Below are 24,412 nucleotides of genomic sequence, written 5' to 3'. Positions count from 1 at the left end.
AGGGCTTTCGTCGTCGATGGGGCGGTCGCCCGGGCTCAGAGGACGCTGACGGAGGTGGCTCGCCACCGGCCGTCGAGGCCCTCGAGTCGGATGGCGACGGCGCGGGATCTGGCGCGTCCGTGCACCATGACGACGGATTCGACGACGCCGTCCCGCGGTTCCGTGACGGTGACGGTGCCGATCGAGATGAGGGGGACGCTCCCCGGGACGCCGCGGACGCGTCTGGCCCGTTCGGCGAGGATGACCCGCTTCAGCAGGACGGTGTGGACGTCGGCCGTGATCCAGCGGGCGAGCTGCGTGAGGTCGCGTGCTCCGGCGATGACCTCGATGACGCTGCGCGTGAGGTTCTCGAGGAGCGGCCGTGGGTCGGGGAGCTCGGCGCGGGGTGCGGGCTGGTGTCCGAAGAATTCGTCGCTCCCCGGACGGATGACGGAGCGAGGCTCCCGCGTGCGGCGCTCGGGGAGTGGGCCCGCCGGCCGGAGGCGTGCCGGCCGCGTCGTGGACTCGTCGTCGTCATGCCGTGCAGCGATGGTCATGGGGCCTCCGAGGGGGTCGAACGGCCGACCGGAGTGGGGCGACCGTATGTGGAATGTTAAACTAACCATGCCAGAGATCCGATGTCCAGTGCTTCGCCGAGCCGTTCCTCGCTGTGGAGAACTCGTGACGCTTGGCCGGTCGGCGGACTAGCGTCGGCGTATGCGTTGGGACAGCCTGTTCGACGATCTCGCCGGCCAGCTCGACGACGAGCTCGAGGCCGACGACGCCGGCGTGCGGCTGGAGGCCGAGCGGCTTCGTCGCGGACGGCTCACCCTGCGCGAGCGCGTCCTGGCGCTGCAAGCCGATCTCGGCACCGACGAGGCACTGGTCGTCGAACTCGTCGATGGCAGCACCTGGCGGCTTCGCGTCCGGAGTGTGGGCAAGGACTGGTTGCAGGCCAGCGCAGGGGTGCGGGATCGACAGGAGCTCATCGTGCCGCTCTCCGCCGTCGCAGCGGTCGCGTTGACCGAGACCCAGGTCGACTGGAGCCTCGACGAGGTCGCGCCGCACGAGCCACGTCTGCTCGACCGCCTCACGATCTCCTTCCTCCTGCGTGACCTCGCTCGCCGACGTTCGAACGTCTTGGTGCGCACGCGCTCCGGCCGATGGGCCGGGACGATCGACCGCGTCGGTCGCGACCATCTCGACCTCGCCGTGCACGAGCCCGGGTCCGTCAGGCGCGCCCGGGACGTCGAGCAGATCCGTCTCATCGCCTTCTCGGAACTCGTCGTCGTCGAGCGGGCGGACTGACGCGGTCGCAGCCGGTGGATCACCCGGGCGGGCGTCAGCTGAAGGGGAGGAGCGGCCGGAGTGTCGGGGCGCCGGAGAACTCCGACAGCTCGGTGAACTGGGCCTCGTGCCAGAGCCCGGCACGACGGGCCTCCTCGTATCGACCCGAGATGAAGGCCTCGAGCGCCGGGAACTCGATCCGCCACGGACCGCTGCGGCCGACCCTGATCGCGGGCAGTTCGCCGGTCTCGATGAGTCCGGCGATCTCCGCCGCCGACACGTTCAGGACCTCCGCCGCGTCGCTGACGGTGAGGAAGCGGCCGAGCGGGGCCGGGTCGCGCTGCAGTTCCATTCCTCGATTATCCTCTCGTGCGATCGGCGTCCGGAGGTCTGTGGATAACTTCCACGGCGCCCGCCGCGCACTCGGCAGCATGGGGACGGAGACGGCGCAGGGTGCGCCGACGAAGGAGGAGACGGTGCGGGGAATCGAACGAGGCCCGGGCGTGGAGCCGGTGGGTGCGAGGGCCGACGGGAGACCGCGTCCCGGGGGCGTCCCTGTCAGCCCGGATCCGATGCGCAATCGGAGCTGGTCGCGCTCGCGCATCTGGGTGGACCCGCGGTTCCTGGTGGGCGTGATGCTCGTCGTGGCGTCCATCGCCGGCGTGTGGTGGCTCGTGACCACCTCCAGTCGCACCGTGCCGGTCTACGCCGCGTCCGAGACGCTGACGCCGGGGACCCCGCTCGACCGATCCTCCCTGCGTGTCATCGACACCCGCCTCGGCGCCGTCGAGGAGGGCTACCTCGGTGCGCAGGGGGATCCACCGGACGACGCCGTCGTCACCCGGACCATCGCGGCCGGGGAGCTCGTGCCGCTCGCGGCCCTCGGCGAGGCGGACGCCGTGGGCGTGACCACGCTCGTCGTCGAGCCGGCGGGCAGGCTCAGCGCCGACATCGTCCGCGGGACCGTGGTCGACCTCTGGGCCGCTGCGCCCGAGGGTGACGGGTACGGCGTCCCCGAGGTGCTCGTCTCGGCGGCGACCGTCGTCCGGGCGAGCGAAGAGGAGGGGTTCCTGGCGAGGGGCGGCTCGGTCGCGCTCGAACTCGCCGTCCCCAGATCCGCCGTGGCGACGGTCCTCGCCTCCACCGCGGCCGCGCACCTGCTCTCGGTGGTCCCGACGGAACCCGGCGGCCACTGATGCTGCGGGTCGGCCTCGCCCTCGACCCGCGCGTCGAGGGCGAGATCCTGGCGACGATGCTCGACCTCGGTCACCGCGTGGCCTGGCGCTGCCACGACCCGGCCGAACTCGAGGACCGGCTGGCGGCCGCGTCGCCCGTGGACGTGCTGCTGGTCTCACCCGGTGCCGCCGGTCTCCGTGCGGAACTCATCGACACTGCCGACCGCGTCGGAACCAGGGTCGTGGCGCTCGCCTCGGGTGAATCGGAACGCCGTCACGCCACCGGTCTCGGGCTCGTGGACGTCGTCCTCCTGCCGGTGGACGCGGAGGAACTCGAGCGGAGCATCGCGCCGATCGAACTCGGCGATGCCGACCGTCGGGTGCCCGAGCGGGTGGCGGGTCGGGTGATCGCCGTCTGGGGTTCGGCGGGTTCGCCGGGCACGACGACGGTCGCCGCGGGCATCGCGAGCGAGCTCGCCGCGCGCGGTCGGCGCGTCCTGCTCATCGACGCCGACACGTACGGTTCGTCCATCGCGACCATGCTGGGGCTCCTCGACGAAGCGCCGGGGTTCGCGGCCGCTTGTCGCCTGGCCGGCAGCGGCGCGCTCGACATCGAACAGCTCGAGCGCATCGCCGTCGTGCACCCGTCGCCGTCCGGCGCCTTCCGGGTACTGACCGGCATCTCGAGAGCAGCACGCTGGCCCGAGCTCTCGACCGAGCGCGTCGCGACGACCTTGGAGCGGTGCCGGGAGTGGATGGACGACGTCGTCGTAGACACCGCGTTCTGTCTGGAGGCGGACGAGGAGATCTCGAGCGACCTCTTCGCTCCACGTCGGAACGGTGCGGCGTTCGCCGTGCTCGGGTCCGCCGACCGCGTCGTCGAGGTCGGGGCGGCGGACCCGGTCGGGATCACGCGTCTCCTCCGCGGGCACGCGGAACTCGTCGAACTCGTCGATCCGAGCAGGATCTCCGTCGTGGTGAACCGGCTGCGCAGCGTCGCGCTCGGCACCGGGCCGGCCGGTCAGCTGGCCTCGACGCTCTCCCGGTTCGGCGGGATCGAGGCGGTTGCGCTGCTCCCCGAGGATCAGCGGGTGGTGGACGCCGCCGTCATCGCCGGGCAGTGCCTCCGCGACCAGGCACCACGTGGCGCACTCCCCACGGCGCTGCGCCGATTCGTCTCCGCCGAGCTGGAGGACCACGCGATGACGTCGCGCGGCCGAGACCGCGGCCGGGGTCGACGGTCGCTCCGACGGCGACGCGGTCGCCGCCGTGGTGTCGAGCGCACGCGGCGACATGAATAGTGGGCGTGCCCGCGAATGCATATCCAGGTGAACACCCGAATATGCAGCGGATCCCGATATATTCATCTGCATTGTTTCGGGAGTCGATACCGTTATCCGTTGGATGATGTATTCAATGGGCGTTGCACGGCAATTCGTATTCATCCGGCTCGGTTCGTTATGATTGGATAACCGTCGGATTCACCACGGAATGTTTCAGGAGGACCCCCATGGCTCAGAAAGTCACCACCACATACATCGATGATCTCGACGGCAGTGAACTCGCCGCCGGCGCGGGTGAGACCGTACGTTTCGCCATCGACGGAACCGAATACGAGATCGACCTCGGTGCCGACAATGCGAAGAACCTCCGCGAATCGCTGAAGCCGTTCATCGGTGCTGGCCGTCCGGTCAAGCGTGGCCGTCGCACCTCGGGTACGAGCACGCGGAACAGCGCGGAGAACCTCGCCGCGATCCGCGAGTGGGCTGCGAAGAACGGGCATGCCGTCTCCTCTCGTGGACGCATCCCGCAGGCCGTCCAGGACGCCTACCGCGCAGCCAACTAGCTCCTCGCGCCTGACGACGGCGCTCGGTCCACCCCCGTGGTACCGAGCGCCGTCGTCGTATGCCGAGCAGGCCGGTGCGGGCTCCACCCAGGGAGTCGGCCCGCACGCGATGCACGCCGCCCGAGCCTAGACTGGAAACGTGTCGACGCTCAGTGATCTCGTTCTCGCCCAGGGCCGCTCCAGTGCGGCCGACGTCGAGTGGCTGCATATGCTGCTCGCAGACAGTCAACTCCTCGCAGACCTCGCTTTCGCGGATATCGTCATCTGGGTGCCGACGGATTCCGGGAGTTTCATCGCCGTCGCGCATTCGCGGCCGTCCAGTGCCGCCACCCTCTTCTATCGCGACTTCGTCGGTCAGTCGATCAAGCAGGAATGGCGCAAGCAGGTCACCGATTGTTTCGAGAGCGGACGGATCATCGAATCGTCCGCACCCGATTGGTACGAGGAGACCCCGACCCGCGTGCGCGCGGTGCCGGTCGCACGCCGGATCTCGCCGACCGAGAAGACGAACGCCGAAGGGCCGATCGCGGTCATCACCCGACACACGAACCTCGGCGAAGCACGAACCCCGAGCCGTCAGGAACTCACCTTCAACGACTGCGCGAGCGACCTGTTCGAGATGATCGCGGTTGGTGACTTCCCCGATCTCGGGGCGCCGACCGGCCCCCGCCGAGGTGCTCCGCGCGCCAGCGACGGGCTGATCCGACTCGACGTCGACGGGACGGTCACCTTCGCCAGCCCGAACGCGCTCTCCGCGTTCAACCGCATCGGTTTCGCCGAGGAACTCGAAGGCGAATCGCTCGCGGACGTCACCACGCACCTGCTCTCCGGCACGGGGACGGTCACCGTGGACGAGTCGCTTCCGCTCGTCGTGACCGGGCGCGCTCCCTGGCGCACCGACATCGAGGACAAGGGCGTGACGGTGTCCCTCCGCGCGATCCCGTTGCGGAGCCGGGGCGAGCGCGTCGGTGCGATCGTCCTCTGCCGCGACGTCAGTGAACTGCGCCACCAGGAGCAGGAGCTCATCACCAAGGACGCGACCATCCGCGAGATCCACCACCGGGTCAAGAACAACCTGCAGACCGTCGCCTCGCTCCTGCGGATCCAGGCGAGGCGGACGCACTCCGAGGACGCGCACGACGCCCTCACCCAGGCCATGCGGCGCGTGGCGGCCATCGCGGTCGTCCACGACACGCTCTCCGAGGGCCTCAACCAGAACGTCGACTTCGACGAGGTCTTCGAGCGTGTGCTGCTGCTCGTCGCCGAGGTCGCGAGCTCGCACAACACCACCGTCCGGCCCAAGTCCTCCGGCTCGTTCGGGGTGCTCCCGAGCGAGTACGCGACGCCGCTCGCGCTGGCCCTCACGGAGCTCGTCACCAACGCCGTCGAGCACGGCCTCAACGGGCGGGACGGCGACGTGGAGATCACCGCCGACCGGACCGACGAGCTGCTGAGCGTCCAGGTGCGCGACAACGGGGTCGGCCTGCCGGAGGGCAAGGTCGGTTCAGGCCTCGGGACGCAGATCGTCCGCACGCTCATCCAGGGGGAGCTCGGCGGGACCATCGACTGGCACACGCTGATGGGCAGCGGGACCGAGGTCACGATCGCGATCCCGATGCGCTGGGTCGCCAAGAGCTGAGGTCGAATCGCAGGCCGCCGCTCGGGGCCACCGCCCCTGGACATGCGGGAACCCCGGTGCCGTGATCGGCACCGGGGTTCCCGTTCGTGGCTAGGAGGCGCGGCGGGCGCGAGCTGCGCGGCGCTTGAGTGCGCGACGCTCGTCTTCGCTGAGGCCGCCCCAGACACCCGAGTCCTGGCCGGTCTCGAGCGCGTACTGGAGGCAGAGCTCGGTGACACTGCAGGTGGCGCACACGGCCTTCGCCTTGTCGATCTGATCGACCGCCGGACCGGTGTTCCCGACCGGGAAGAACAATTCCGGGTCGACGGTCAGGCAGGCAGCTTTATCGCGCCAATCCATAGGGGAGCTCCTTTTATTGCATGGTGAGATGTCTTCAACCGAGTGAGGGGTCTCGGGAAGGGAAAGCCGAAATGCGAGGGGGATGATCGTCCGGGAATCGGGATCTGTCCACACCCTCGTGGACCTCATGTCGGCCTCAAACATGGTTTCATATCGGTAAGAGCAAATCAATAGTCAAGTTTGGGTGAACCCTGTGAGTACCGACCGCAACACCGCTTCCGCTCCGAACCCTCAGGGACGTCGTCACCCCGCGGTGCTGGCCTTCGTCGCCCTCCTCGTGGTCGAGGCGCTGTTCATGATCGGGCTCTCCGCGTGGTTCCTGTTCGAGCTGGTCGCGGCGACACCGGCCTCGTTCACGAGCGCGCTCGCGATCTTCGTCATCCTGCTCATCGCCACGGCGTTCGTCACCGCTCTCGCGCTCGGGGCCGTGCGCGGACGGAGCTGGATCCGCGGTGGCGCGGTCACCTGGCAGCTCGTGCAGATCGCCGTGGCGGTCGGCGCGTTCCAGGGGGTCTTCGCGCAGCCTGCCATCGGCTGGTGCCTGCTGGTGCCGTCGCTCGTCGTCCTCGGGCTCCTGTTCACGCCCGCCGTCGCCGCGGTGACCCGCCGCGAGCTCTGAGCGCGACGGGCCACCGGTTGCCCGTCAGGCGTCGAGGCCGAGTGCCTTCCGGAGGCTCTTCACGTGTCCGGTGGCCTTGACGTTGTACCGGGCCAGGGAGATGGCGCCGGCCTCGTCGATCACGAACGTCGAGCGGAGGACGCCGGTGACGATGCGCCCGTACGAGTTCTTCTCGCCGTAGGCGCCGTAGGCCCGGTGCACCGTCAGGTCGGGGTCGCTGAGGAGCGGGAAGGTGAGCCCGTCCTCCTCCTGGAACGCCTTGAGCTTCTCGACGGAGTCCTTCGAGACACCCAGGACCACGTACCCGGCACCGGCGAGCGACGCGAGGTTGTCGCGGAAGTCGCAGGCCTGCGTCGTGCAGCCGGGCGTCATGGCGGCGGGGTAGAAGTAGAGGATGACCCGTCGGCCGGCGAAGTCGGCGAGCGACACGGACGAGCCGTCCTGGTCGGTGAGGGTGAACGTGGGAGCCGGGTCGCCGGCGGACAGACGGATGGGTTCGGGCATGTCCACCAGCCTACTCAGGAGTACTGGTCGGCCTTGATCGTGGCGAAGGTGCCGAGCAGTCGTTGGAGGGAGTCGAGGCGCGCCGGCCCGTTCTCGCCGAGTCGCCCTTCGGCCACCGCCTCGATGATCGCGCAGTCCGGTGCGTCCGGCAGGTGGGTGCAGCCGCGCGGGCATTCGAGCGCGATCTCGGCGAGGTCAGTGAAGGACTTCAGGATGTTCGCCGTGTCGACGTGCCCGAGGCCGAACGAACGGACGCCGGGGGTGTCGATGACCCATCCGGAACCCGTGGGGCTCTCGATCCGCAACGACACCGTCGACGAGGAGGTGTGGCGCCCGCGACCGGTCACGACGTTCACATGTCCAGTCGCGCGTTCGGCCGTGGGCACGAGCGCGTTGACCAGGGTGGACTTGCCGACGCCGGAGTGGCCGACGAAGACCGTGTCGTGGCCGACGAGGGCCTCGGTGATCTCCGCGAGCGGGACGTCGTCCTCTCGGCTGCGGAACACGCGGAGCCCGAGCCCGGCGAAGTTCGCGAGGAACTCGTCGGGATCCTGCAGGTCGGTCTTCGTGATGCAGAGGATGGGGGTGATCCCGGCGTCGTAGGCCGCGACCAGGTAGCGGTCGACGAGGCGTGCCCGCGGCTCGGGGTTCGCCGCAGCGACGACGATGAGCATCTGGTCGGCGTTCGCGACGACGACGCGTTCCATGGCGTCGGTGTCGTCACCGCTCCGGCGGAGGAGCGTGGTCCGCGGCACGATCCGGACGATGCGGGACAACGTGCCCTCGGCGCCCGAGGTGTCGCCGACGACGTCCACGCGGTCGCCGGTGACGATGGCCTGTTTGCGGAGTTCACGGGCGCGGGTGGACGTCAGCACGCGCTCGTCCGGCGTCCCCTCGTCGAGGAGGACGGTGTACCGCCCCCGGTCGACGGCGAGGACTCGGGCGGTCAGCGCATCGAGGTGCTCGGGCCGCGTCTTCGTCCGTGGGCGGTTCGCCTTCGGGTTCGGCCGCATCCTGATGCTCGACTCGTCGATCTCGAGTCGGTCGTCGTCGTCATCGGCGTCGTCGCTCCACCAGCTCATCGGTTCAGGCTCCGAGCATCGCGTGCCACAGCTCGGTGAACTGCGGGAGCGTCTTGGCGGTGGTGGCGATGTTCTCGATGGTGATGCCGGGCACGACGAGCCCGAGGATCGCGCCGGTGGTCGCCATGCGGTGGTCGTGGTAACTCGACCACTCGCCGCCGTGGAGGGGACGCGGCTCGATGCGGAGGCCGTCGGGCAGTTCCGTGACGGCTCCACCGAGCTTGTTGATCTCGGTCGCGAGGGCCGCGAGGCGATCGGTCTCGTGATGGCGGATGTGCCCGATACCGGTGATCGTGGAAGGACCGTCGGCCAGTGCCGCGAGGGCGGTCAGGGCCGGTGCGAGCTCGCCACCTGTGGTGAGGTCGAGGTCGACCGCGGTGATGCGCTCGCCACCCGTCACGGTCAGACGGTCGCCCTCGAGGGTGACGGTCGCACCGAAGCGGGGGAGCAGCTCGGCCAGGTCGGCGCCGACCTGCGTGGTGGACGCCGGCCAGCCGCGGAGGGTCACGCTGCCGCCCGTGACGAGCGCCGCGGCGAGGAACGGGGCGGCGTTGGAGAGATCGGGCTCGAGGTCGACGTCGCGCGCGGCGATCGTCCCTGGAGCGACCACCCATTCGCCGACGGCGGGCTGCTCGACCGTGACCCCGCGTGCTGCGAGCGCGGCGATGGTCATCTCGATGTGGGGGAGGCTCGGCAGGCGTTCGCCCTCGTGGACGAGGTGGAGACCCTGTTCGAAGCGCGGTGCGGCGAGCAACAGGCCCGACACGAACTGGCTGGACGACGAGGCGTCGATCGTGAGCTTCCCGCCGGCGATCGCGCCGGTGCCGTGCACGGTGAAGGGGAGCGCCTTCCGTCCGTCGTCGCTGATGTCGACGCCGAGCGCCTGCAGGGAGGTGATCATCGTGGACATCGGCCGGTTCCTGGCCGAGGGGTCCGCGTCGAACACGGTCGGACCGAGGGCGAGGGCGGCGAGGGGCGGGACGAACCGCATCACGGTGCCGGCGAGACCGCACTCGACGGTCGTGCTCCCGAACAGCTCACCGGGGGTGACGAGCCAGTCGGCGCCGAACGCGCCCGTCGCCGGGCGCTCGACGATCGTCGTGCCGAGGGCACGGAGCGCCTCGACCATGTTGGTGCTGTCCAACGAATGGAGCGGAGCACGCAGCAGCGAGGGGCCGTCGGCCAGCGCGGCCAGGACGAGCTCCCGGTTCGTGAGCGATTTGGACCCCGGAAGTGACACGGACGCATCGACCGGCCCACCTGCGACGGGTGCCGGCCAGGCCGCGTCGTCGTGCTCGGGTTCGGCATCGCCGTACACGTCGAAATCTGGTGCGGAATACGGATTGGTCAACATTGGTTCCAACAGTAGTCGGGGTCACGAGCAGAAGGAGGAACGGATGTCCACAGCGGTATTGGAACGACCGGTGACCGAGGCCGATCACGGCCGTCTGGCGCTGGCCGTAGACTGGCCGGTGATGACCTCCGTCGACCCAGAACCCCTTCCGGCCGAGCCGGACCCCCGATCACTGTTCGAAGCACAGGCACTGCCGTTCATCGACCAGCTGTACGGCGCTGCCATGCGCATGACGAAGAACCCGTCGGACGCTCAGGACCTGGTCCAGGAGACGTTCGTGAAGGCCTTCGCCGCGTTCGCGCAGTTCGAGCAGGGCACCAACCTGAAGGCGTGGCTCTACCGCATCCTCACGAACACGTACATCAACACGTATCGGAAGAAGCAACGCGAGCCGTATCAGGGCACCATCGACGACCTCGAGGACTGGCAGTTGGGCGGTGCCGAGTCGATCAGCGCCACCTCGAGCCGGTCCGCCGAGGCCGAAGCGATCGATCACCTGCCGGACAGCGACGTCAAGGACGCACTGCAGGCCATCCCGGAGGACTTCCGCCTCGCGGTGTACCTCGCCGACGTGGAGGGCTTCGCCTACCAGGAGATCGCCGACATCATGAAGACCCCCATCGGGACCGTGATGAGTCGTCTGCACCGTGGCCGACGACTCCTGCGCGACCTGTTGGCCGACTACGCCGAATCACGCGGCTTCAGCGTGACGAAGCAGGGGAGCAAGAAATGAGCGACTGCGGCTGCGACAAGGCCAAGAAGGACCTCGAGGAGTACCTCCGTCACGAGGTGTGCAAGACCGAGGCCGCGGACATCCGCGAGCACCTCGCGAGCTGCCCCGAGTGTCAGAACGAGGCGCTGGTCGCCCAGACGCTGACCGAGGCCGTGCAGCGCGCCTGCAAGGAGACGGCACCCGAGGACCTCAAGAACCAGGTGCTGGCCTCCCTGCGTGCCACCCAGGCCGCGCACGAGAGCGCCTGACCCCGGTCCCTCCGGTTCATCCGGCACCGTCGAGGCGTGACTCCTCGACGTCGAGCATGCGTTGTGCCCTCGCGAGCACCTCTGACGGGTAGCTCCCGGTCGCGCGCGCGTCGAGGAGGGCGTCCCGTTCGGCGTCGAGCACGCGCCGCCTGAGCTGGCGGTACTGCTCATGCGGCCCGACGCCGGCGTCCGTGCGCTCCGCAGCCGACTCCACGCGGATGAGGCTGGTGGTGCGCACCCGGTCGACGACGGCGGGGTCGAACGGCTCGCCGTCGTCGGTCTGGAGTTGCGGGTCGTCGAGGGCAGCGACGCCGACGGTCGAGATCTCCTCGACGAGGCCCGCCAGCTCCGCCGTCGCCGCTTCCTGATCCGTGCCGCCCACCCGGCTCAGCCGGATGACGAGCGGCAGCGAGCCGCCCTGCAGGAGCAGGGTGACGATCGCGACGGTGAAGGCGATGAGCACCAACTCGGCTCGGTACGGAGTCTCGAGCGGGAGCGACTGCGCGGCCGCGATCGTGACGACGCCGCGCATCCCCGCCCAGGCGAGGACCGCTCCACCCCTCCAGCCGAGGCCTTCGCGTTGGAGGAAGTCGAGGTCGGCGCTCCGGCGGGCGATCGACCGCGTGAAGGCGGCCTTCCGTCTGGCGGACCGGGGGTTCTCCGAGGGGTGGTCCTCCAGCCGTGCCGAGAACTCGTCGAGTTTCGGTCGCCGCGACAGCGCCTCGCGTTCGTCCCGACGCAACGACCAGACGAGGCCGCCGACGAAGACGATCCGCACGACGATGAGCGTGCAGGCGGTCAGGAGTCCGAGGCCGATCGACGGCCAGACGCCGAGGTCGTCCTGTTCGACCTGCGAGACGATGGCCTCGAGCTCCAGTCCCATGAGCAGGAACACGCCGTTCTCGAGGAGGAACTGGGTGGTCCGCCAGTTGATCCGCTCGCTGATGCGGTCCTGAGCGGTGAAGTACTTCGCACTCTGGTGACCGGTGTAGAGCCCGGCGACCACGACGGAGAGCACGCCGGAGGCGTGGAAGTGCTCGGCCGGGAGGTAGGCGATGAACGGCACCGCGAACGAGACGACCGTCGTCAGCACGGGATCCCCGAGCCGCGAGCGGATGCGGACGGTCACGAACCCCACGACGATCCCGATGGCGATGGCCAACGCGACGGCGTAGGCGAAGTCGCCGATCACGCCCCAAAGCGAGACGGATCCGGCGGTCGCCGCGATCGCCGAGCGGAGGAGGACGAGCGCTGACGCGTCGTTCACGAGGCTCTCGCCCTCCAGCACGCTGACGAGGCGTGGCGGCATGCCGAGCCGCTTCCCGATCGAGGTCGCGGCGACGGCGTCCGTCGGACTGACGACCGCACCGAGGGCGATGCCGGCGGCCAGGCTGAGGTCGGGCAGGATCGTCGACAGGATGAGGCCGATCAGCACGGACGAGACGACGACGAGGACGACAGACAGCCCCGAGATCGCCTTCAGATTGCGACGGAAGTCCACGAGCGGGACGTTGACCGCCGCCGAATAGAGCAGCGGGGGCAGCACGCCGGCGAGGATCCACTCCGGCTTGACCTCGACGTCCGGCACGAACGGCAGGTAGCTGAGCGCCAGGCCGACGAGGACGAGGATGAGCGGGGCTGCCACGCGCAGCTTGGTGGCGAAGCGGGCCACCGCGACGATGGTCACCACCGCGACGACGGCGAGGAATGCGAAGTCCATGGCGTCAGCCTATTGGCGCTCGCTCACCGACCACCCACGGATCGCTGTCGTCTCGCTGACGACGAAGGCCGCCCGTTTCCACGGGCGGCCTTCGTCTTCAGCTGTCGCGTCAGAGCGCGAGCGCCGTGCGCAGGAGCTCGGCCTGCTCAGCGGCGTGGCGCTTCGCGGAACCGGTCGCGGGCGACGCGGAGGCGGTCCGCGACACGTTGCGGATCGTCCGGCCCTCGAGGTGCTTCGCGGCCTCGAGGCAGATGAACGGCCACGCGCCCTGGTTCTCGGGCTCGTCCTGCACCCAGACGAGTTCAGCGTTCGGGTACTGGGCCACGACCGCGTTCAGCTCCGCTGCGGGGACCGGGTAGAACTGCTCCACACGGACGAGGGCGATCTCCTCGTTCGGCTGCTTCTGCAGCTCGCTCAACAGGTCGTAGTGGATCTTGCCGGAGTGCAGCAGCACGCGCTTGACGGCCGCCTTGTCGGTGATCCTGGCGTCGTCGATCACCGGCTCGAAGCGACCCGAGGTGAAGTCGGCCACCGGGCTGGTCGCGCCGCGCAGCCGCAGCATCGCCTTCGGGGTGAAGACGACGAGCGGGCGGCGCGGGCGTGCGTACGCCTGACGGCGCAGCAGGTGGAAGTACGATGCCGGGGTCGACGGGCGCGCGACGGTCATGTTGTCTTCCGCGCAGAGCTGGAGGAACCGCTCGATCCGCGCGGAGGAGTGGTCGGGTCCCTGCCCCTCGTAGCCGTGGGGGAGGAGGAGCGTCACGCTCGACCGCTGCGACCACTTCTGCTCGGCGGAGGAGATGAACTCGTCGATGATGGTCTGCGCGCCGTTGGTGAAGTCACCGAACTGCGCCTCCCACAGCACGAGGGCGTCGGCCCGCTCGACCGAGTAGCCGTACTCGAAGCCCATGACCGCGTACTCGCTGAGCAGCGAGTCGTAGATCCAGAACCGCGCCTGGTTGTCGCTGAGGTTCGCGAGCGGCAGCCACTCCTGACCGTTGACCCGGTCGTGGAGGACGGCGTGACGCTGCACGAAGGTGCCGCGGCGGGAGTCCTGACCGGACATGCGCACCGGCGTGCCCTCGATGAGGACGGACCCGAGGGCCAGCAGCTCGCCGAAGCCCCAGTCGATGTTGCCGTTGCGGCTCATGTCGAGGCGCTTCTCGAGCAGCTGCTGCACCTTCGGGTGCACCGTGAAGCCGGCCGGCTTGTTGTTGAACGCGTCGCCGATCAGCTGGACGACGCCCTCCGAGACCCCGGTCGTCTCGAGCTCGCCGGAGTAGCCGTCCTCGTCGAGGACCTCCGTCGGGATCGGCGTCGGCGAGGTCTGCTCGGCGTGCGTCTCCATGAAGGCGCGCTCGAGGCGGTCCTGGAAGTCGCGGTGTGCGGCCTCGTACTCCTCCTCGGTGATGTCGCCACGGCCGACGAGCGCCTCGGTGTACAGCTTGCGGACGGAGCGCTTCGCCTCGATGAGGCTGTACATGAGCGGCTGCGTCATCGACGGGTCGTCGCCCTCGTTGTGGCCGCGCCGGCGGTAGCACACGAGGTCGATGACGACGTCGCGCTTAAACTCTTGGCGGTACTCGAAGGCGAGCTCCGCGACCCGGACGACGGCCTCGGGGTCGTCGCCGTTCACGTGGAAGATCGGTGCCTGGATGGTCTTCGCGACGTCGGTGTTGTAGATGGAGGAGCGGCCCTCGCCGGGAGGCGTGGTGAAGCCGACCTGGTTGTTGATGACGACGTGGACCGTGCCGCCGGTGCGGTAGCCGCGGAGCTGGGACAGCTGCATCGTCTCGAGGACGACGCCCTGCCCGGCCATCGCCGCGTCACCGTGGATGAGGATCGGGAGGGTGCCGAACGCGCCGATGGGGCCGCGGTCCTGCTTCGCGCGGACGATGCCCTCGAGCACGCCGTTGACGGCCTCGAGGTGCGAGGGGTTCGCGGCCAGGTAGACCGGGATCTCGCGGCCGTCCTCGGCCTTGAAGGTGCCCTCTGTGCCGAGGTGGTACTTCACGTCGCCGGAACCGTGGCTCGCCGGGTCCTGCGTGCCCTCGAACTCGCGGAAGATCTGACCGTACGTCTTGCCGGCGATGTTCGTGAGGACGTTGAGGCGGCCGCGGTGGGCCATGCCGATGGCGACCTCGTCCAGCTGGGCCTGGGAGGCACCCTGGAGGATGGTGTCGAGGAGGGCGATGGTCGACTCGCCGCCCTCGAGGCTGAAGCGCTTCTGACCGACGTACTTCGTCTGCAGGAAGGTCTCGAAGGCCTCGGCCTCGTTGAGCTTGCCGAGGATGCGCATCTGCTCGTCATGCGTCGGCTTCTCGTACTTGCGCTCGACCTTGCTCTGGATCCACTTGCGCTGCGCGGGGTCCTGGATGTGCATGTACTCGATGCCCGTGGTGCGGCAGTAGGAGTCACGCAGGACACCGAGGATGTCGCGCAGCTTGGCCGTCCGCGCCGAACCGAAGGCTCCCGTGACGAACTCGCGGTCGAGGTCCCAGAACGTGAGTCCGTGGGTCTCGATCTCGAGGTCGGGGTGCGAGCGCTGCACGTACTCGAGTGGGTCGATGTCGGCCATGAGGTGGCCGCGGACGCGGAACGCGTTGATGAGCTCCTGGACGCGGGCGGTCTTGTCGACGGCGTCGGCGAGGTCGACGCTGATGTCGGGCGACCAGTGGATCGGGTCGTAGGGGATGCGGAGGGCCGCGAAGATGTCCTGGTAGAAGCTGCGGCTGCCGATGAGGAGCTCGTGCACCACCTTCAGGAATTCGCCGGAGCCTGCGCCCTGGATGACGCGGTGGTCGTACGTGCTCGTGAGCGTGATCGTCTTGCCGATCGCGAGCTCGTTCAGCGTGCGCTCGGAGGCGCCCTGGAACTCCGCCGGGTACTCGAGGGCGCCGGCTCCGATGATGCAGCCCTGGCCCTTCATGAGCCGTGGGACCGAGTGGACCGTCCCGATGCCGCCGGGGTTCGTGAGCGAGATCGTGACGCCCTGGAAGTCGGCCCCGGTCAGCTTGCCCTTGCGGGCGCGGGTGACGAGGTCCTCGTAGGCGGACAGGTACTCGTTGAACGTGAGCGTGTCGGCGCGCTTGATGCCGGGCACCATGAGGGCGCGCGAACCATCGGGCTTCGGCAGGTCGATGGCGATACCGAGGTTGATGTGGGCGGGCGCGACGACCGTCGGCTTGCCGTCGGCCTCCTCGTAGTAGACGTTCTGGCTCGGGAAGTCCTTCAACGCCTGGATGAGCGCCCAACCGATGAGGTGGGTGAAGCTGACCTTGCCGCCTCTGGCGCGCTTCAAGTGGTTGTTGATGACGATGCGGTTGTCGATCATCAGCTTCGCGGGGATGGTGCGCACGCTCGTCGCCGTCGGGACCGTGAGGCTCGCGTCCATGTTCGTGGCGAGCGACTTGGCCATGCCCTTCAGGACCGTGACCTTGTCGACGTCCTCGGGAGCGGGCTCGGTCTGGTCGCTCTTCGGCTGCTGGACCTGGTTCGGGCTCGTCATGGGGGCGTCGGCCGGGATCGGGGCCGGCTTCGCCTGCACCGAGGTCGTGCGGGCCACCGGCTGGGCGCCGATGACCTGGATCGGAGCCGTCGGCGGGTTGACGCGGTTGGCGGCGTCCTCGGCGGGGGCCGTTGGAGCGGAGGAGCCCCCACCGCCCGCAGCACCGGCCTGGTCGCCCGTCGTTCCCTGGGCGGCACCGTTCACCGGTCGGTAGTGCTCGAGGATCGGCCACCAGGAGCGGTCCACGGAATCCTTGTCGACGAGGTACTGCTCGTACATCTCGTCGACGAGCCATTCATTGGCTCCGAATTCGTTCGTTGCGCCGTCTTCGGCGCCCACTCCGGTCATCTGGCTCGACACCGTCGATCGCCCACTCTCTCCGTTGAATTCTTGCTGTTTGCGGGCAGGGAACATGCCCGCACGATCCAGTCATCAAGCCTAAACCCATTCCGCCGTCGGCGCGGCTCGGACGCCGCTCGGGATACGGTGTTCTCATGCGGTTCATCGGTGAGATTCCCAGCCACGACCTGACCTACTCGGACGTCTTCCTCGTCCCCAGCCGCTCGGCGATCACGAGCCGGCTCGACGTCGACCTGGCTCCGGACGACGGCACCGGTGCCACGATCCCCATCGTCTCGGCGAACATGAACTCCGTCACCGGGCCGCGTCTGGCGGCGGCGCTCGCTCGCCGTGGCGGGCTCGGGGTCCTGCCCCAGGACATGCCGCTCCAAGACCTCGACGCGGCGATCCGCTGGGTCAAGGCGCAGCCCGTCGCGTTCGATACCCCGTTGATCATGCGCGCCGACCAGACGGCCGCCGAGGCCCTGCGGCTCATCCCCGCGGTCGCCGGTCACGGCATCGTGCTCCATGACGAGCACGACGCGTTCGCCGGCTGCATCCCCGCCGCCCGACTCGCCACGGCACTGCCCGACGCACGACTCGGCGATCTCGCGCGGGGCTCGCTGGCCTCGATCGACGCCGACGACGTCACCGGTGGCCGAGCAGCCTTCGACCTCATGGTCGCGGCGGACGTCGAGTTCGCGCCGGTGCTGCACCACGGTGCAGTCGTCGGCACGCTGAGCCGCACCAGTGCACTCCGGTCGACCATCTACACGCCGGCGCTCGACGCGTCGGGCCGCCTCCGGGTGGCAGCGGCCGTCGGCATCAACGGCGACGTCGCGGCGAAGGCGAAGGCGCTCGCCGCAGCCGGCGTGGACGTCCTGGTGATCGACACCGCACACGGGCATCAGGAGGGCATGCTCCGGGCCATCGCCGCCGTCCGGGCGCTCGACCTCGGCCTCCCGATCGTCGCAGGCAACGTCGTCTCGTCCCTCGCCGTGCAGGACCTCGTCGACGCCGGTGCCGACATCCTCAAGGTCGGCGTCGGCCCCGGCGCGATGTGCACGACGCGCATGATGACCGCCGTCGGGCGCCCGCAGTTCTCGGCCGTCCTCGAGACGGCCGCCGCGGCGCGGGCCCTCGGCGCGACGGTCTGGGCCGACGGCGGGGTCCGCTACCCGCGCGACGTCGCTCTCGCCCTCGCCGCCGGTGCGAGTTCCGTCATGATCGGTTCCTGGTTCGCCGGCACTATCGAGGCCCCGGGCGAACTCCAGCGCGCCGCCGACGGATCGATCTACAAGGAGAGCTGGGGGATGGCGTCGACGAAGGCCGTCCACGAGCGCTTCGGTCGGCTCGATCCGTTCGAGTTGGCCCGCAAGACGCTCTTCGCCGAGGGCATCTCCTCCTCGCGCATCATGATCGACCCGCTCCGGCCGTCCGTGGAGGACCTCCTCGACATGATCACCGCCGGCGTGCGCTCGTCGTTCACCTATGCGGGTGCCGACACGGTCCCCGGCTTCCACGAGCGTGCCATCGTCGGCGTGCAGTCGGCGGCCGGGTACGAGGAGGGCAAGGCGCTCCCGGTCTCCTGGTGATCCACGTCGAGGGGTGCCCGGTCCGATGCGCCGCCGACGGGCGCGATGGGATGATGGACGCATGGTGATGGACAAGCGCGAGCACGGGTTCGGCGTCGGCATGCAGGTGCTGGTGCTCGTGGACCCCGAGACGGATCCGTCGACGGGGGCCCGCGTGTCCGGCGTCATCGTCGCTCCGGGCCGACAGCGCGCTGCGGCCTTCATCTCTGTGTGGACCGACCGGCTGACGACGTGGATCGTCGAGTTCGACGAACCCTTCGTCGCCCCGGACGGCAGTGGCCCGCATGAGTCCGCCGAGGTTCGCGAAACCTACCTGATCCCGGCGCCGTTCACCGAGGAGACCGCCCCCGTCACGGTGTGACCGTCGCCGGCGTCAGGCGAGCGATCGGTCCATGATCGCCGAGGAGAGCGCTTCGACCGGGCCCGAGGCGGCCAGAGGGTTGGCGAGCAGCGTGAAGTCGACGCCTCCGAGGGGTGGCAGCTCGAGTCGGTTGCTCAGCATGACAAGGTCGCTCGGGATCAGGCTGCGGGGGAAGACCGCGACACCGAGGCCGGCGCGGACCGCGGCCAGTACGCCGTTGACCTCGCGGGTGCTGCAGGTGATCCGCCAGGTGCGCCCGGCCGCTTCGAGCGCGTCGATCGCGAGCTGGCGCGACAGGCTCGGGTCCTGGTAGGCGATGAGGGGGATCGGCTGCCCGGGCTCGATCGCCGTCTTCTCGAGCCCCACCCAGACCATCGAGTCGGTCCGCACGAGCTTCCCCTCGTTCTGGCCGGGATGCATCTTGATGAAGATGAGGTCGAGGGCGCCCGCCTTCAAGCGCCGGTAGAGCGGCCCGCTCTGGTTGACGGTGAGTTCGAGGTTGAGCTGCGGGTGGCCTTGCCGGAAGTGGCGGAGGATCCGGGGGAGCTGGGTCATCGCCAGGTCGTCGGCCGCGCCGAAGCGGAGGCGTCCGCTCATCGCCGAGCCCGTGAAGTAGCTCTCGGCCGCGGCGTGGGCGGCGAGGATGGTGCGCGCGAACCCGGCCATCGCGTCCCCGTTGTCGGTGAGCCGGACGGCCCTCGTGTCGCGGACGACGAGCCAGCGTCCGGCGGCCTCCTCGAGGCGGCGGATCTGCTGGCTGACCGTCGGCTGGCTCAACCCGAGCTGCGCGGCGGCCCGGGTGAAGTTCCGCGTCTCGGCGACGGCCAGGAAGGTGCGGAGGAGCGCCGGGTCGAACATGGTTCACCGATCATTCGGGAATCGAATAGGACTGATAGGGACCATCCTGCTCGGAAATGGCGGGCTCGGCAATAGCGTGGAGGGGAGCCACCGGCCCCGGCCGGGCTCCACCCATACGACACGCACTCGACATACGAAACGCTGGCTCTCCCCGTGACCCCTCCCTCCGACACCGCCGTCGCTCCGCCGCCACCCACCGCACCCATGCCGATCGTGGGGGAGCGTCCCGCCTGGCGGGACACCTTCTCCTCGCTCCGCGTCCCGAACTTCCGGCTCTTCACGATCGGGCACATCGTGGCCACGACCGCGATCGGGATGCAGCGCATCGCGCAGGACTGGCTCGTCCTCGAACTCTCCGGCAGCGTCGCGGCCGTCGGCATCACCGTCGCGATGCAGTTCGCGCCGATGCTCCTCTTCGGCCTGCTCGGCGGGGTCATCGCCGACCGGTACTCCAAGCGGGTGCTGCTCATGATCACGCAGTCGCTCGCCGCCGCGCTCGCCGTGGCGCTGTCGATCCTGACGCTGAGCGGCGCCGTCGAGGTGTGGCACATCTACGTCATCGCGTTCATGCTCGGACTCGTCACCGTCGTCGACAACCCGGCACGACAGGTGTTCGTGAACGAACTCGTCGGGCCCGCCAGACTGCGCAACGCGATCAGCCTGAACTCCGCCGTGTTCCAACTGGGGCAGCTCGTCGGACCGGCGGTCGGCGGCATCCTCATCACCGCCGTCGGGTCCGGTTGGTCGTTCGCGATCAACGCCCTCGCCTGCTCGGGCGTCGTGCTCACGCTCGCCCTCATGCGGGTCTCCGAGCTGGTCCCGACCCCCGTGCTCGCGAAGGCGAAGGGGCAGCTCAAGGAGGGGCTCGGCTACGCGATGCGGAAGCCGGCGATCCGGTGGACCGTCATCATGGTCGCCTTCATGTCGGTGTTCGCCTTCAACCTGCCCGTCCTCCTGGCGGCCTACGCCTCGGACGTCTTCGACATCGGTGCGAGCGGCTACGGACTCCTCAACTCCCTCGTGGCGGTCGGCGCGCTCACCGGCGCACTCGCCTCGACACGGCGCGGAGGCGTGAACCTCCGCATCGTGATCGTGGCGGCGGCGTCGGTCGGCGTCCTGCAGGCAGCCGCAGGGACCATGCCCGTGCTCATCCCGTTCGCGCTCCTGCTCGTCGCCGGCGGCGTCGCGAACCTGCTCTTCATCACCGCGGCGAACTCGCTCGTCCAGCTGTCCTCGAACGTGGCGATCCGCGGTCGAGTGATGTCGCTGTACATCCTCGTCCTGCTCGGCGGGCAGTCCATCGGCGGGCCGCTCATGGGGTGGCTCGTGGAGGCCGCCGGAGCGCACGTCGGCATGATCGTGTCCGGTGGGGTGCCGGCGCTCGCGGCGGGGTTCATCGGCCTGCGGTTCCTCCTCGTGCGCCGCCGCCGGGCACGGGCCGCAGGGCGTCGCTCCGGCACCGTCGAAGCTGAGAAGAACCCCGGGAATCCGGGGTCCACGGCGACGGAAGTCCGATAGACTCGTCCGCACAATGGACGACCCTCCTTCAGACAGATCCCCCGGCCACCATCCCCGCTTCGACCTGATCCGACCCACTGCGCCGTCGGCTCGATCCGGCGGTCGTCCCCTCCGTCCGGCTTCGACCGGCCGGCTCGGACAGGACCGGCATGTCTGAGTGGATCATGCTCGGTGTCGGCCTCGTCCTGACGATCGGCACCGGTTTCTTCGTCGCCTCCGAGTTCGCCCTCGTGAACCTCGACCGCGCGGACCTCGAGGCCCGCCGCGATCGCGGTGAGAGCCGCCTGACGATGACGATCGCGGCACTCAAGATCACGTCGACGCACCTGTCGAGCGCGCAGCTCGGCATCACCCTCACCACCCTGCTCACCGGGTACACGATGGAGCCGGCGCTCTCCTCGATGCTCGCCGGTCCGCTCGGAGCACTCGGCATCCCCGAGGCCGTCGTGGCGGTCGTCGCGACGATCGTCGCCGTCACCGTGGCCACCCTGCTCAGCATGATCGTCGGCGAGCTCGTCCCGAAGAACTTCGCGCTCGCGCTGCCACGCCAGACGGCCAAGTTCGTCGTGCCGTTCCAGACCGCGTTCACCTGGGTGTTCAAGCCGGCCATCGTCGTCCTGAACGGCAGTGCCAACGGGCTCCTGCGCTCGATGGGCATCGAACCCAAGGAGGAGCTGTCCGGGGCTCGGACGGCCGAGGAACTCTCCTCGCTCGTGCGGCGCTCGGCGCTCGAGGGCACCCTCGAGGCCGACACCGCGACCCTGTTGAACCGCACGCTCCGCTTCTCCAACCTCGACGCCTCCGACGTCATGACGCCGCGCCCTCGCGTCGCCTCGATCCAGCGGGGGGAGCCCGCCCAGGCGGTGCTCGCACTCGCACGGGCGACGGGGCACTCCCGCTTCCCGGTGACCGACGCCGACGCCGACGACATCACCGGTGTCGTGCACGTCAAACAGGCCATCGCGGTGCCCCGCGACCGGCGCGGTCAGGTGCCGGTCTCGGCGCTGCAGTCGCCGGCGTTGCGCGTCCCCGAGACGATGAAGCTCGACGTCCTGCTCTCGCAACTGCGCGGGCGCGGCTACCAGATGGCCGTCGTCGTCGACGAGTACGGCGGCACCGCCGGCGTCACGACCCTCGAGGACCTCGTCGAGGAGCTCGTCGGTGAGGTCGCCGACGAACACGACCGGTCACGGGCCGGCGTCGTCCGCGGGCGGGACTCCACCACCTTCCCCGGCAGCCTCCGTCCCGACGAACTCCTCGAGCGCGCCGGTGTGCGCGTGCCGGCGGACGGCCCGTACGAGACCGTCGCCGGCTTCGTCATGAGTGAGCTCGGACGCCTCGCCGTCTCCGGCGACGTCATCGAGCTCGAGGACGGCACCCTCCGTGTCGAACGACTCGACGGCCGCCGCATCGACCGGATCCGATTCACCCCGAGACCCGTCCCCCCGGAGGAAGGTGGTGACGCATGAGCGACTGGGCAGGAATCGCCTGGCTCGTCGTGCTGCTGCTCGCGAACGCCTTCTTCGTCGGCGCCGAGTTCGCGGTCATCTCCGCACGCCGTTCGCAGATCGAACCACTCGCGGAGCAGGGCAGCCGGAGCGCCAAGACCGCGCTCTGGGCCATGGAGCACGCCACGCTCATGCTGGCGACGAGCCAGCTGGGCATCACGGTCTGCTCGCTCCTGATCCTGAACGTCTCGGAACCCGCGATCCACCACCTCCTCGAGGTGCCGCTCGCGCTCACCGGTTGGCCGGAGGAGACCATCGGCACGGTGGCGTTCATCATCGCGCTGCTGCTCGTGTCCTACCTCCACGTCGTCTTCGGCGAGATGGTGCCGAAGAACCTCTCCTTCTCGATCCCCGACCGAGCGGTGCTGCTGCTCGCACCACCGCTCGTGTTCGTCGCACGGGTCTTCCGCCCGATCATCGTCTCGCTCAATGCGATCGCGAACGCCGTGCTGCGGTTGTTCCGGGTCGAGCCGAAGAACGAGGCGGCCAGCGCCTTCACGCTCGACGAGGTGGCGACGATCGTCGACCAGTCGACGCGCGAGGGGGTGCTCACGGACGCCACCGGCGCGCTCGTCGCGGCGTTCGAGTTCACCGAGAAGAAGGTCCACGACGTGGCCCTACCGCTCACAAGCCTCATCACGCTGACGGAGGAGGCCACCCCCTCCGACGTCGAGCGCGCGGTCGCGAAGTACGGCTACTCGCGGTACGTCATCGTCGACGAGGAGTCGGTCCCGATCGGCTACCTCCACCTCAAGGACGTGCTGCGGTACGACGACCTCGACGGCACGGGCGACGAAGAGCGCCCAGTACCGGCGAAGCACATCCGTCAGCTCGTGTCCGTGTTCGAGGGATCGGACGTCGAGGACGCCCTGACGACCATGCGTCGTTCCGGCGCCCACGTGGCGCGGGTGTTCGACGAGGCCGGAGCCACGACCGGAGTGCTCTTCCTCGAGGACATCATCGAGGAACTCGTCGGAGAGGTCCAGGACGCCACGAGGCGCCGCTGACCGGCGTCGCCCACGCAGACGGCAGGACGGCCCGCACGCGATCGCGTGCGGGCCGTCCTCGCGTGGGTCGAGTGGTCAGCCGCGCGGCTTCGCCCGCTCGTACTGGCCGGGCCAGGCGACATCCACACCGAGCTCCGAGGCGGCGCGGAGGGCGAAGTGCGGGTCCCGCAGGGCTTCGCGCGCGACCATGACCGCCTCCGCCTGACCGTCGGCCACGATCGCCGCGGCCTGCTGGGCGTCGGTGATGAGTCCCACCGCACTGGTGTCGACACCGGTGGAACCGATGTGCGCCGCGAACGGCACCTGGTAGCCGGGGGAGAGCGGGATCCGGACGCCACCAACGGCACCGCCGGTGGAGATGTCGAAGAAGTCCGCACCCCGCTCCGCGCACCAGGCGGCGACCGTCGCGGTCTGGTGCTCGTCCCAGCCGTCGTCCACCCAGTCCGTCGCGGAGAACCGGATGAACAGCGGCATGCCGTCGGGCAGGACCACACGGACGGCCTCGACGACGCGGAGCAGGAGCCTGGCGCGATCCTCGAGCGACCCACCGTAGGCGTCCTCGCGGTGGTTGACGAGCGGGGAGAGGAACTGGTGGAGCAGGTACCCGTGCGCGGCGTGCAGTTCCACGACCTGGAAGCCGGCGTCGACGGATCGGACCGCCGCCGCGCGGAAGTCGTCGACGACCCGGTCGATGCCGGGCTCGTCGAGCGCGGTGGGGACGTCGTACCCCGGGAACGCCTCGGCTGACGGCGCCACCGTCGGCCAGCCGCCCTGGTCGAGCGGGACGCTCCCCGTGGCGTCGGTGCCCCACGGGGCGAAGGTGGAGGCCTTCCGGCCGGCGTGCGCGAGCTGGGTGCCGGGGACGGCGCCCTGTTCGGCGATGAACGCGGTGATGCGGCGCCAGGCGTCACGCTGCTCGTCGTTCCAGATCCCGGCGTCCTGCGGGGTGATCCGACCCTCGGGGCTGACGGCCGCCGCCTCGGAGATGACGAGTCCGAAGCCGCCCGCAGCGAATTGGCCGAGGTGCATGAGGTGCCAGTCGGTCGGGACGCCGTCCCGGGCGGTGACGCTGTACTGGCACATCGGGGCGACCCACAGGCGGTTGGGGATGCTGCGGTCGCGGATGGTGATCGGATCGAACAGTGCTGGCACGGAACTCCTCTGGGGCGGGCGACCGGGTGTCGCCTCTGGCG

23 protein-coding genes are annotated in these 24,412 nt (G+C 69.6%); 13 read left to right on the top strand and 10 right to left on the bottom strand.

The window, feature by feature from the left end; translation table 11 throughout:
• Positions 1–35: 35 nt before the first annotated feature.
• Positions 36–536, bottom strand: coding sequence for an Rv3235 family protein (locus ITJ57_RS13495; protein WP_228507246.1), 501 nt, complete (start codon positions 534–536; stop codon positions 36–38).
• 160 nt (positions 537–696) lie between these two features.
• Between ITJ57_RS13495 and ITJ57_RS13490 the strand changes: the two genes are divergently transcribed.
• Positions 697–1,287, top strand: coding sequence for a hypothetical protein (locus tag ITJ57_RS13490; RefSeq protein WP_194670624.1), 591 nt, complete (start codon positions 697–699; stop codon positions 1,285–1,287).
• 34 nt (positions 1,288–1,321) lie between these two features.
• Here the strand turns inward: ITJ57_RS13490 and ITJ57_RS13485 are convergent, their stop codons facing one another.
• The gene (locus ITJ57_RS13485; RefSeq protein WP_194670623.1) at positions 1,322–1,618 is read right to left on the bottom strand and encodes a helix-turn-helix domain-containing protein; all 297 of its coding nucleotides are present in this window, start codon (positions 1,616–1,618) and stop codon (positions 1,322–1,324) included.
• 220 nt (positions 1,619–1,838) lie between these two features.
• Here ITJ57_RS13485 and ITJ57_RS13480 point away from each other — a divergent pair, with 220 nt between their 5' ends.
• The 4 genes from ITJ57_RS13480 to ITJ57_RS13465 all read left to right on the top strand — a co-directional run bounded on the left by ITJ57_RS13480 (position 1,839) and on the right by ITJ57_RS13465 (position 5,926).
• Positions 1,839–2,462, top strand: coding sequence for a hypothetical protein (locus ITJ57_RS13480; RefSeq protein WP_194670622.1), 624 nt, complete (start codon positions 1,839–1,841; stop codon positions 2,460–2,462).
• Complete coding sequence (locus ITJ57_RS13475; protein WP_194670621.1) at positions 2,462–3,742, top strand: ParA family protein; 1,281 nt, start codon at positions 2,462–2,464, stop codon at positions 3,740–3,742. The genes ITJ57_RS13480 and ITJ57_RS13475 overlap by 1 nt, the downstream gene beginning before the upstream one ends.
• A 209-nt stretch (positions 3,743–3,951) precedes the next feature.
• Positions 3,952–4,287, top strand: coding sequence for an Lsr2 family protein (locus tag ITJ57_RS13470; protein ID WP_194670620.1), 336 nt, complete (start codon positions 3,952–3,954; stop codon positions 4,285–4,287).
• Between the two features lie 139 nt (positions 4,288–4,426).
• Positions 4,427–5,926 (top strand): PAS domain-containing sensor histidine kinase, encoded by a 1,500-nt coding sequence (locus ITJ57_RS13465; RefSeq protein ID WP_194670619.1) that lies wholly within the window; start codon positions 4,427–4,429, stop codon positions 5,924–5,926.
• A gap of 90 nt (positions 5,927–6,016) precedes the next feature.
• On the opposite strand, the gene ITJ57_RS13460 is transcribed toward ITJ57_RS13465, so the two are convergent.
• Positions 6,017–6,265, bottom strand: coding sequence for a WhiB family transcriptional regulator (locus ITJ57_RS13460; protein WP_056012627.1), 249 nt, complete (start codon positions 6,263–6,265; stop codon positions 6,017–6,019).
• Between the two features lie 193 nt (positions 6,266–6,458).
• Between ITJ57_RS13460 and ITJ57_RS13455 the strand changes: the two genes are divergently transcribed.
• On the top strand, positions 6,459–6,884 hold the full coding sequence (locus tag ITJ57_RS13455; protein ID WP_194670618.1) for a hypothetical protein: 426 nt from the start codon (positions 6,459–6,461) through the stop codon (positions 6,882–6,884).
• A 24-nt stretch (positions 6,885–6,908) separates the two neighbouring features.
• Here ITJ57_RS13455 and bcp read toward each other — a convergent pair whose 3' ends face one another.
• Genes bcp through aroA form a run of 3 tightly spaced genes read right to left on the bottom strand, consistent with a single transcriptional unit; the run spans position 6,909 to position 9,824 of the window.
• Entirely contained in the window at positions 6,909–7,388 is a 480-nt protein-coding gene (gene bcp / locus ITJ57_RS13450) for a thioredoxin-dependent thiol peroxidase (protein ID WP_194670617.1), read from the bottom strand.
• Between the two features lie 14 nt (positions 7,389–7,402).
• Positions 7,403–8,470 (bottom strand): ribosome small subunit-dependent GTPase A, encoded by a 1,068-nt coding sequence (gene rsgA, locus ITJ57_RS13445; protein ID WP_056012622.1) that lies wholly within the window; start codon positions 8,468–8,470, stop codon positions 7,403–7,405.
• Positions 8,471–8,474: 4 nt separating this feature from the next.
• Complete coding sequence (gene aroA / locus ITJ57_RS13440) at positions 8,475–9,824, bottom strand: 3-phosphoshikimate 1-carboxyvinyltransferase (protein WP_194670616.1); 1,350 nt, start codon at positions 9,822–9,824, stop codon at positions 8,475–8,477.
• A 43-nt stretch (positions 9,825–9,867) separates the two neighbouring features.
• On the opposite strand from aroA, the gene ITJ57_RS13435 reads away from it, so the two are divergent.
• Positions 9,868–10,557, top strand: a complete 690-nt coding sequence (locus ITJ57_RS13435; protein ID WP_370582398.1) for a sigma-70 family RNA polymerase sigma factor — start codon at positions 9,868–9,870, stop codon at positions 10,555–10,557.
• Positions 10,554–10,805 (top strand): zf-HC2 domain-containing protein, encoded by a 252-nt coding sequence (locus ITJ57_RS13430; protein WP_056012616.1) that lies wholly within the window; start codon positions 10,554–10,556, stop codon positions 10,803–10,805. The genes ITJ57_RS13435 and ITJ57_RS13430 overlap by 4 nt, the downstream gene beginning before the upstream one ends.
• 16 nt (positions 10,806–10,821) lie before the next feature.
• On the opposite strand, the gene ITJ57_RS13425 is transcribed toward ITJ57_RS13430, so the two are convergent.
• Together ITJ57_RS13425 and ITJ57_RS13420 are read right to left on the bottom strand one after the other, a co-directional pair.
• Positions 10,822–12,525 carry a sodium:proton antiporter gene (locus ITJ57_RS13425; protein ID WP_194670615.1) on the bottom strand — a complete coding sequence of 568 codons (1,704 nt, stop codon included), beginning with the start codon at positions 12,523–12,525 and terminating at the stop codon, positions 10,822–10,824.
• Between the two features lie 109 nt (positions 12,526–12,634).
• Positions 12,635–16,393: a multifunctional oxoglutarate decarboxylase/oxoglutarate dehydrogenase thiamine pyrophosphate-binding subunit/dihydrolipoyllysine-residue succinyltransferase subunit gene (locus tag ITJ57_RS13420; protein ID WP_194670614.1), complete on the bottom strand. Its 3,759-nt coding sequence runs from the start codon at positions 16,391–16,393 to the stop codon at positions 12,635–12,637.
• A 134-nt stretch (positions 16,394–16,527) separates the two neighbouring features.
• On the opposite strand from ITJ57_RS13420, the gene ITJ57_RS13415 reads away from it, so the two are divergent.
• Together ITJ57_RS13415 and ITJ57_RS13410 are read left to right on the top strand one after the other, a co-directional pair.
• Positions 16,528–17,967, top strand: coding sequence for a GuaB1 family IMP dehydrogenase-related protein (locus ITJ57_RS13415; protein ID WP_194670613.1), 1,440 nt, complete (start codon positions 16,528–16,530; stop codon positions 17,965–17,967).
• Between the two features lie 61 nt (positions 17,968–18,028).
• Positions 18,029–18,328, top strand: coding sequence for a hypothetical protein (locus ITJ57_RS13410; RefSeq protein WP_194670612.1), 300 nt, complete (start codon positions 18,029–18,031; stop codon positions 18,326–18,328).
• 12 nt (positions 18,329–18,340) lie between these two features.
• On the opposite strand, the gene ITJ57_RS13405 is transcribed toward ITJ57_RS13410, so the two are convergent.
• Positions 18,341–19,186 carry a LysR substrate-binding domain-containing protein gene (locus tag ITJ57_RS13405; protein WP_056012604.1) on the bottom strand — a complete coding sequence of 282 codons (846 nt, stop codon included), beginning with the start codon at positions 19,184–19,186 and terminating at the stop codon, positions 18,341–18,343.
• Positions 19,187–19,390: 204 nt separating this feature from the next.
• Here ITJ57_RS13405 and ITJ57_RS13400 point away from each other — a divergent pair, with 204 nt between their 5' ends.
• The 3 genes from ITJ57_RS13400 to ITJ57_RS13390 all read left to right on the top strand — a co-directional run bounded on the left by ITJ57_RS13400 (position 19,391) and on the right by ITJ57_RS13390 (position 23,219).
• A complete protein-coding gene (locus ITJ57_RS13400; protein ID WP_194671453.1) occupies positions 19,391–20,704 on the top strand; it encodes an MFS transporter in 1,314 nt (437 codons plus the stop codon).
• Positions 20,705–20,853: 149 nt separating this feature from the next.
• A complete protein-coding gene (locus tag ITJ57_RS13395; RefSeq protein WP_194670611.1) occupies positions 20,854–22,173 on the top strand; it encodes a hemolysin family protein in 1,320 nt (439 codons plus the stop codon).
• Positions 22,170–23,219 (top strand): hemolysin family protein, encoded by a 1,050-nt coding sequence (locus ITJ57_RS13390; RefSeq protein ID WP_194670610.1) that lies wholly within the window; start codon positions 22,170–22,172, stop codon positions 23,217–23,219. The genes ITJ57_RS13395 and ITJ57_RS13390 overlap by 4 nt, the downstream gene beginning before the upstream one ends.
• 75 nt (positions 23,220–23,294) lie before the next feature.
• Here the strand turns inward: ITJ57_RS13390 and ITJ57_RS13385 are convergent, their stop codons facing one another.
• Positions 23,295–24,371 carry an NADH:flavin oxidoreductase/NADH oxidase gene (locus tag ITJ57_RS13385; RefSeq protein ID WP_194670609.1) on the bottom strand — a complete coding sequence of 359 codons (1,077 nt, stop codon included), beginning with the start codon at positions 24,369–24,371 and terminating at the stop codon, positions 23,295–23,297.
• Positions 24,372–24,412 lie beyond the last annotated feature (41 nt).

It is taken from the genome of Plantibacter sp. VKM Ac-2880 (assembly GCF_015351235.1).
Classification (GTDB): domain Bacteria; phylum Actinomycetota; class Actinomycetes; order Actinomycetales; family Microbacteriaceae; genus Plantibacter.
Note: the sequence above shows the minus strand (reverse complement) of the source record. Positions and strands in the feature narration are given on the sequence as shown.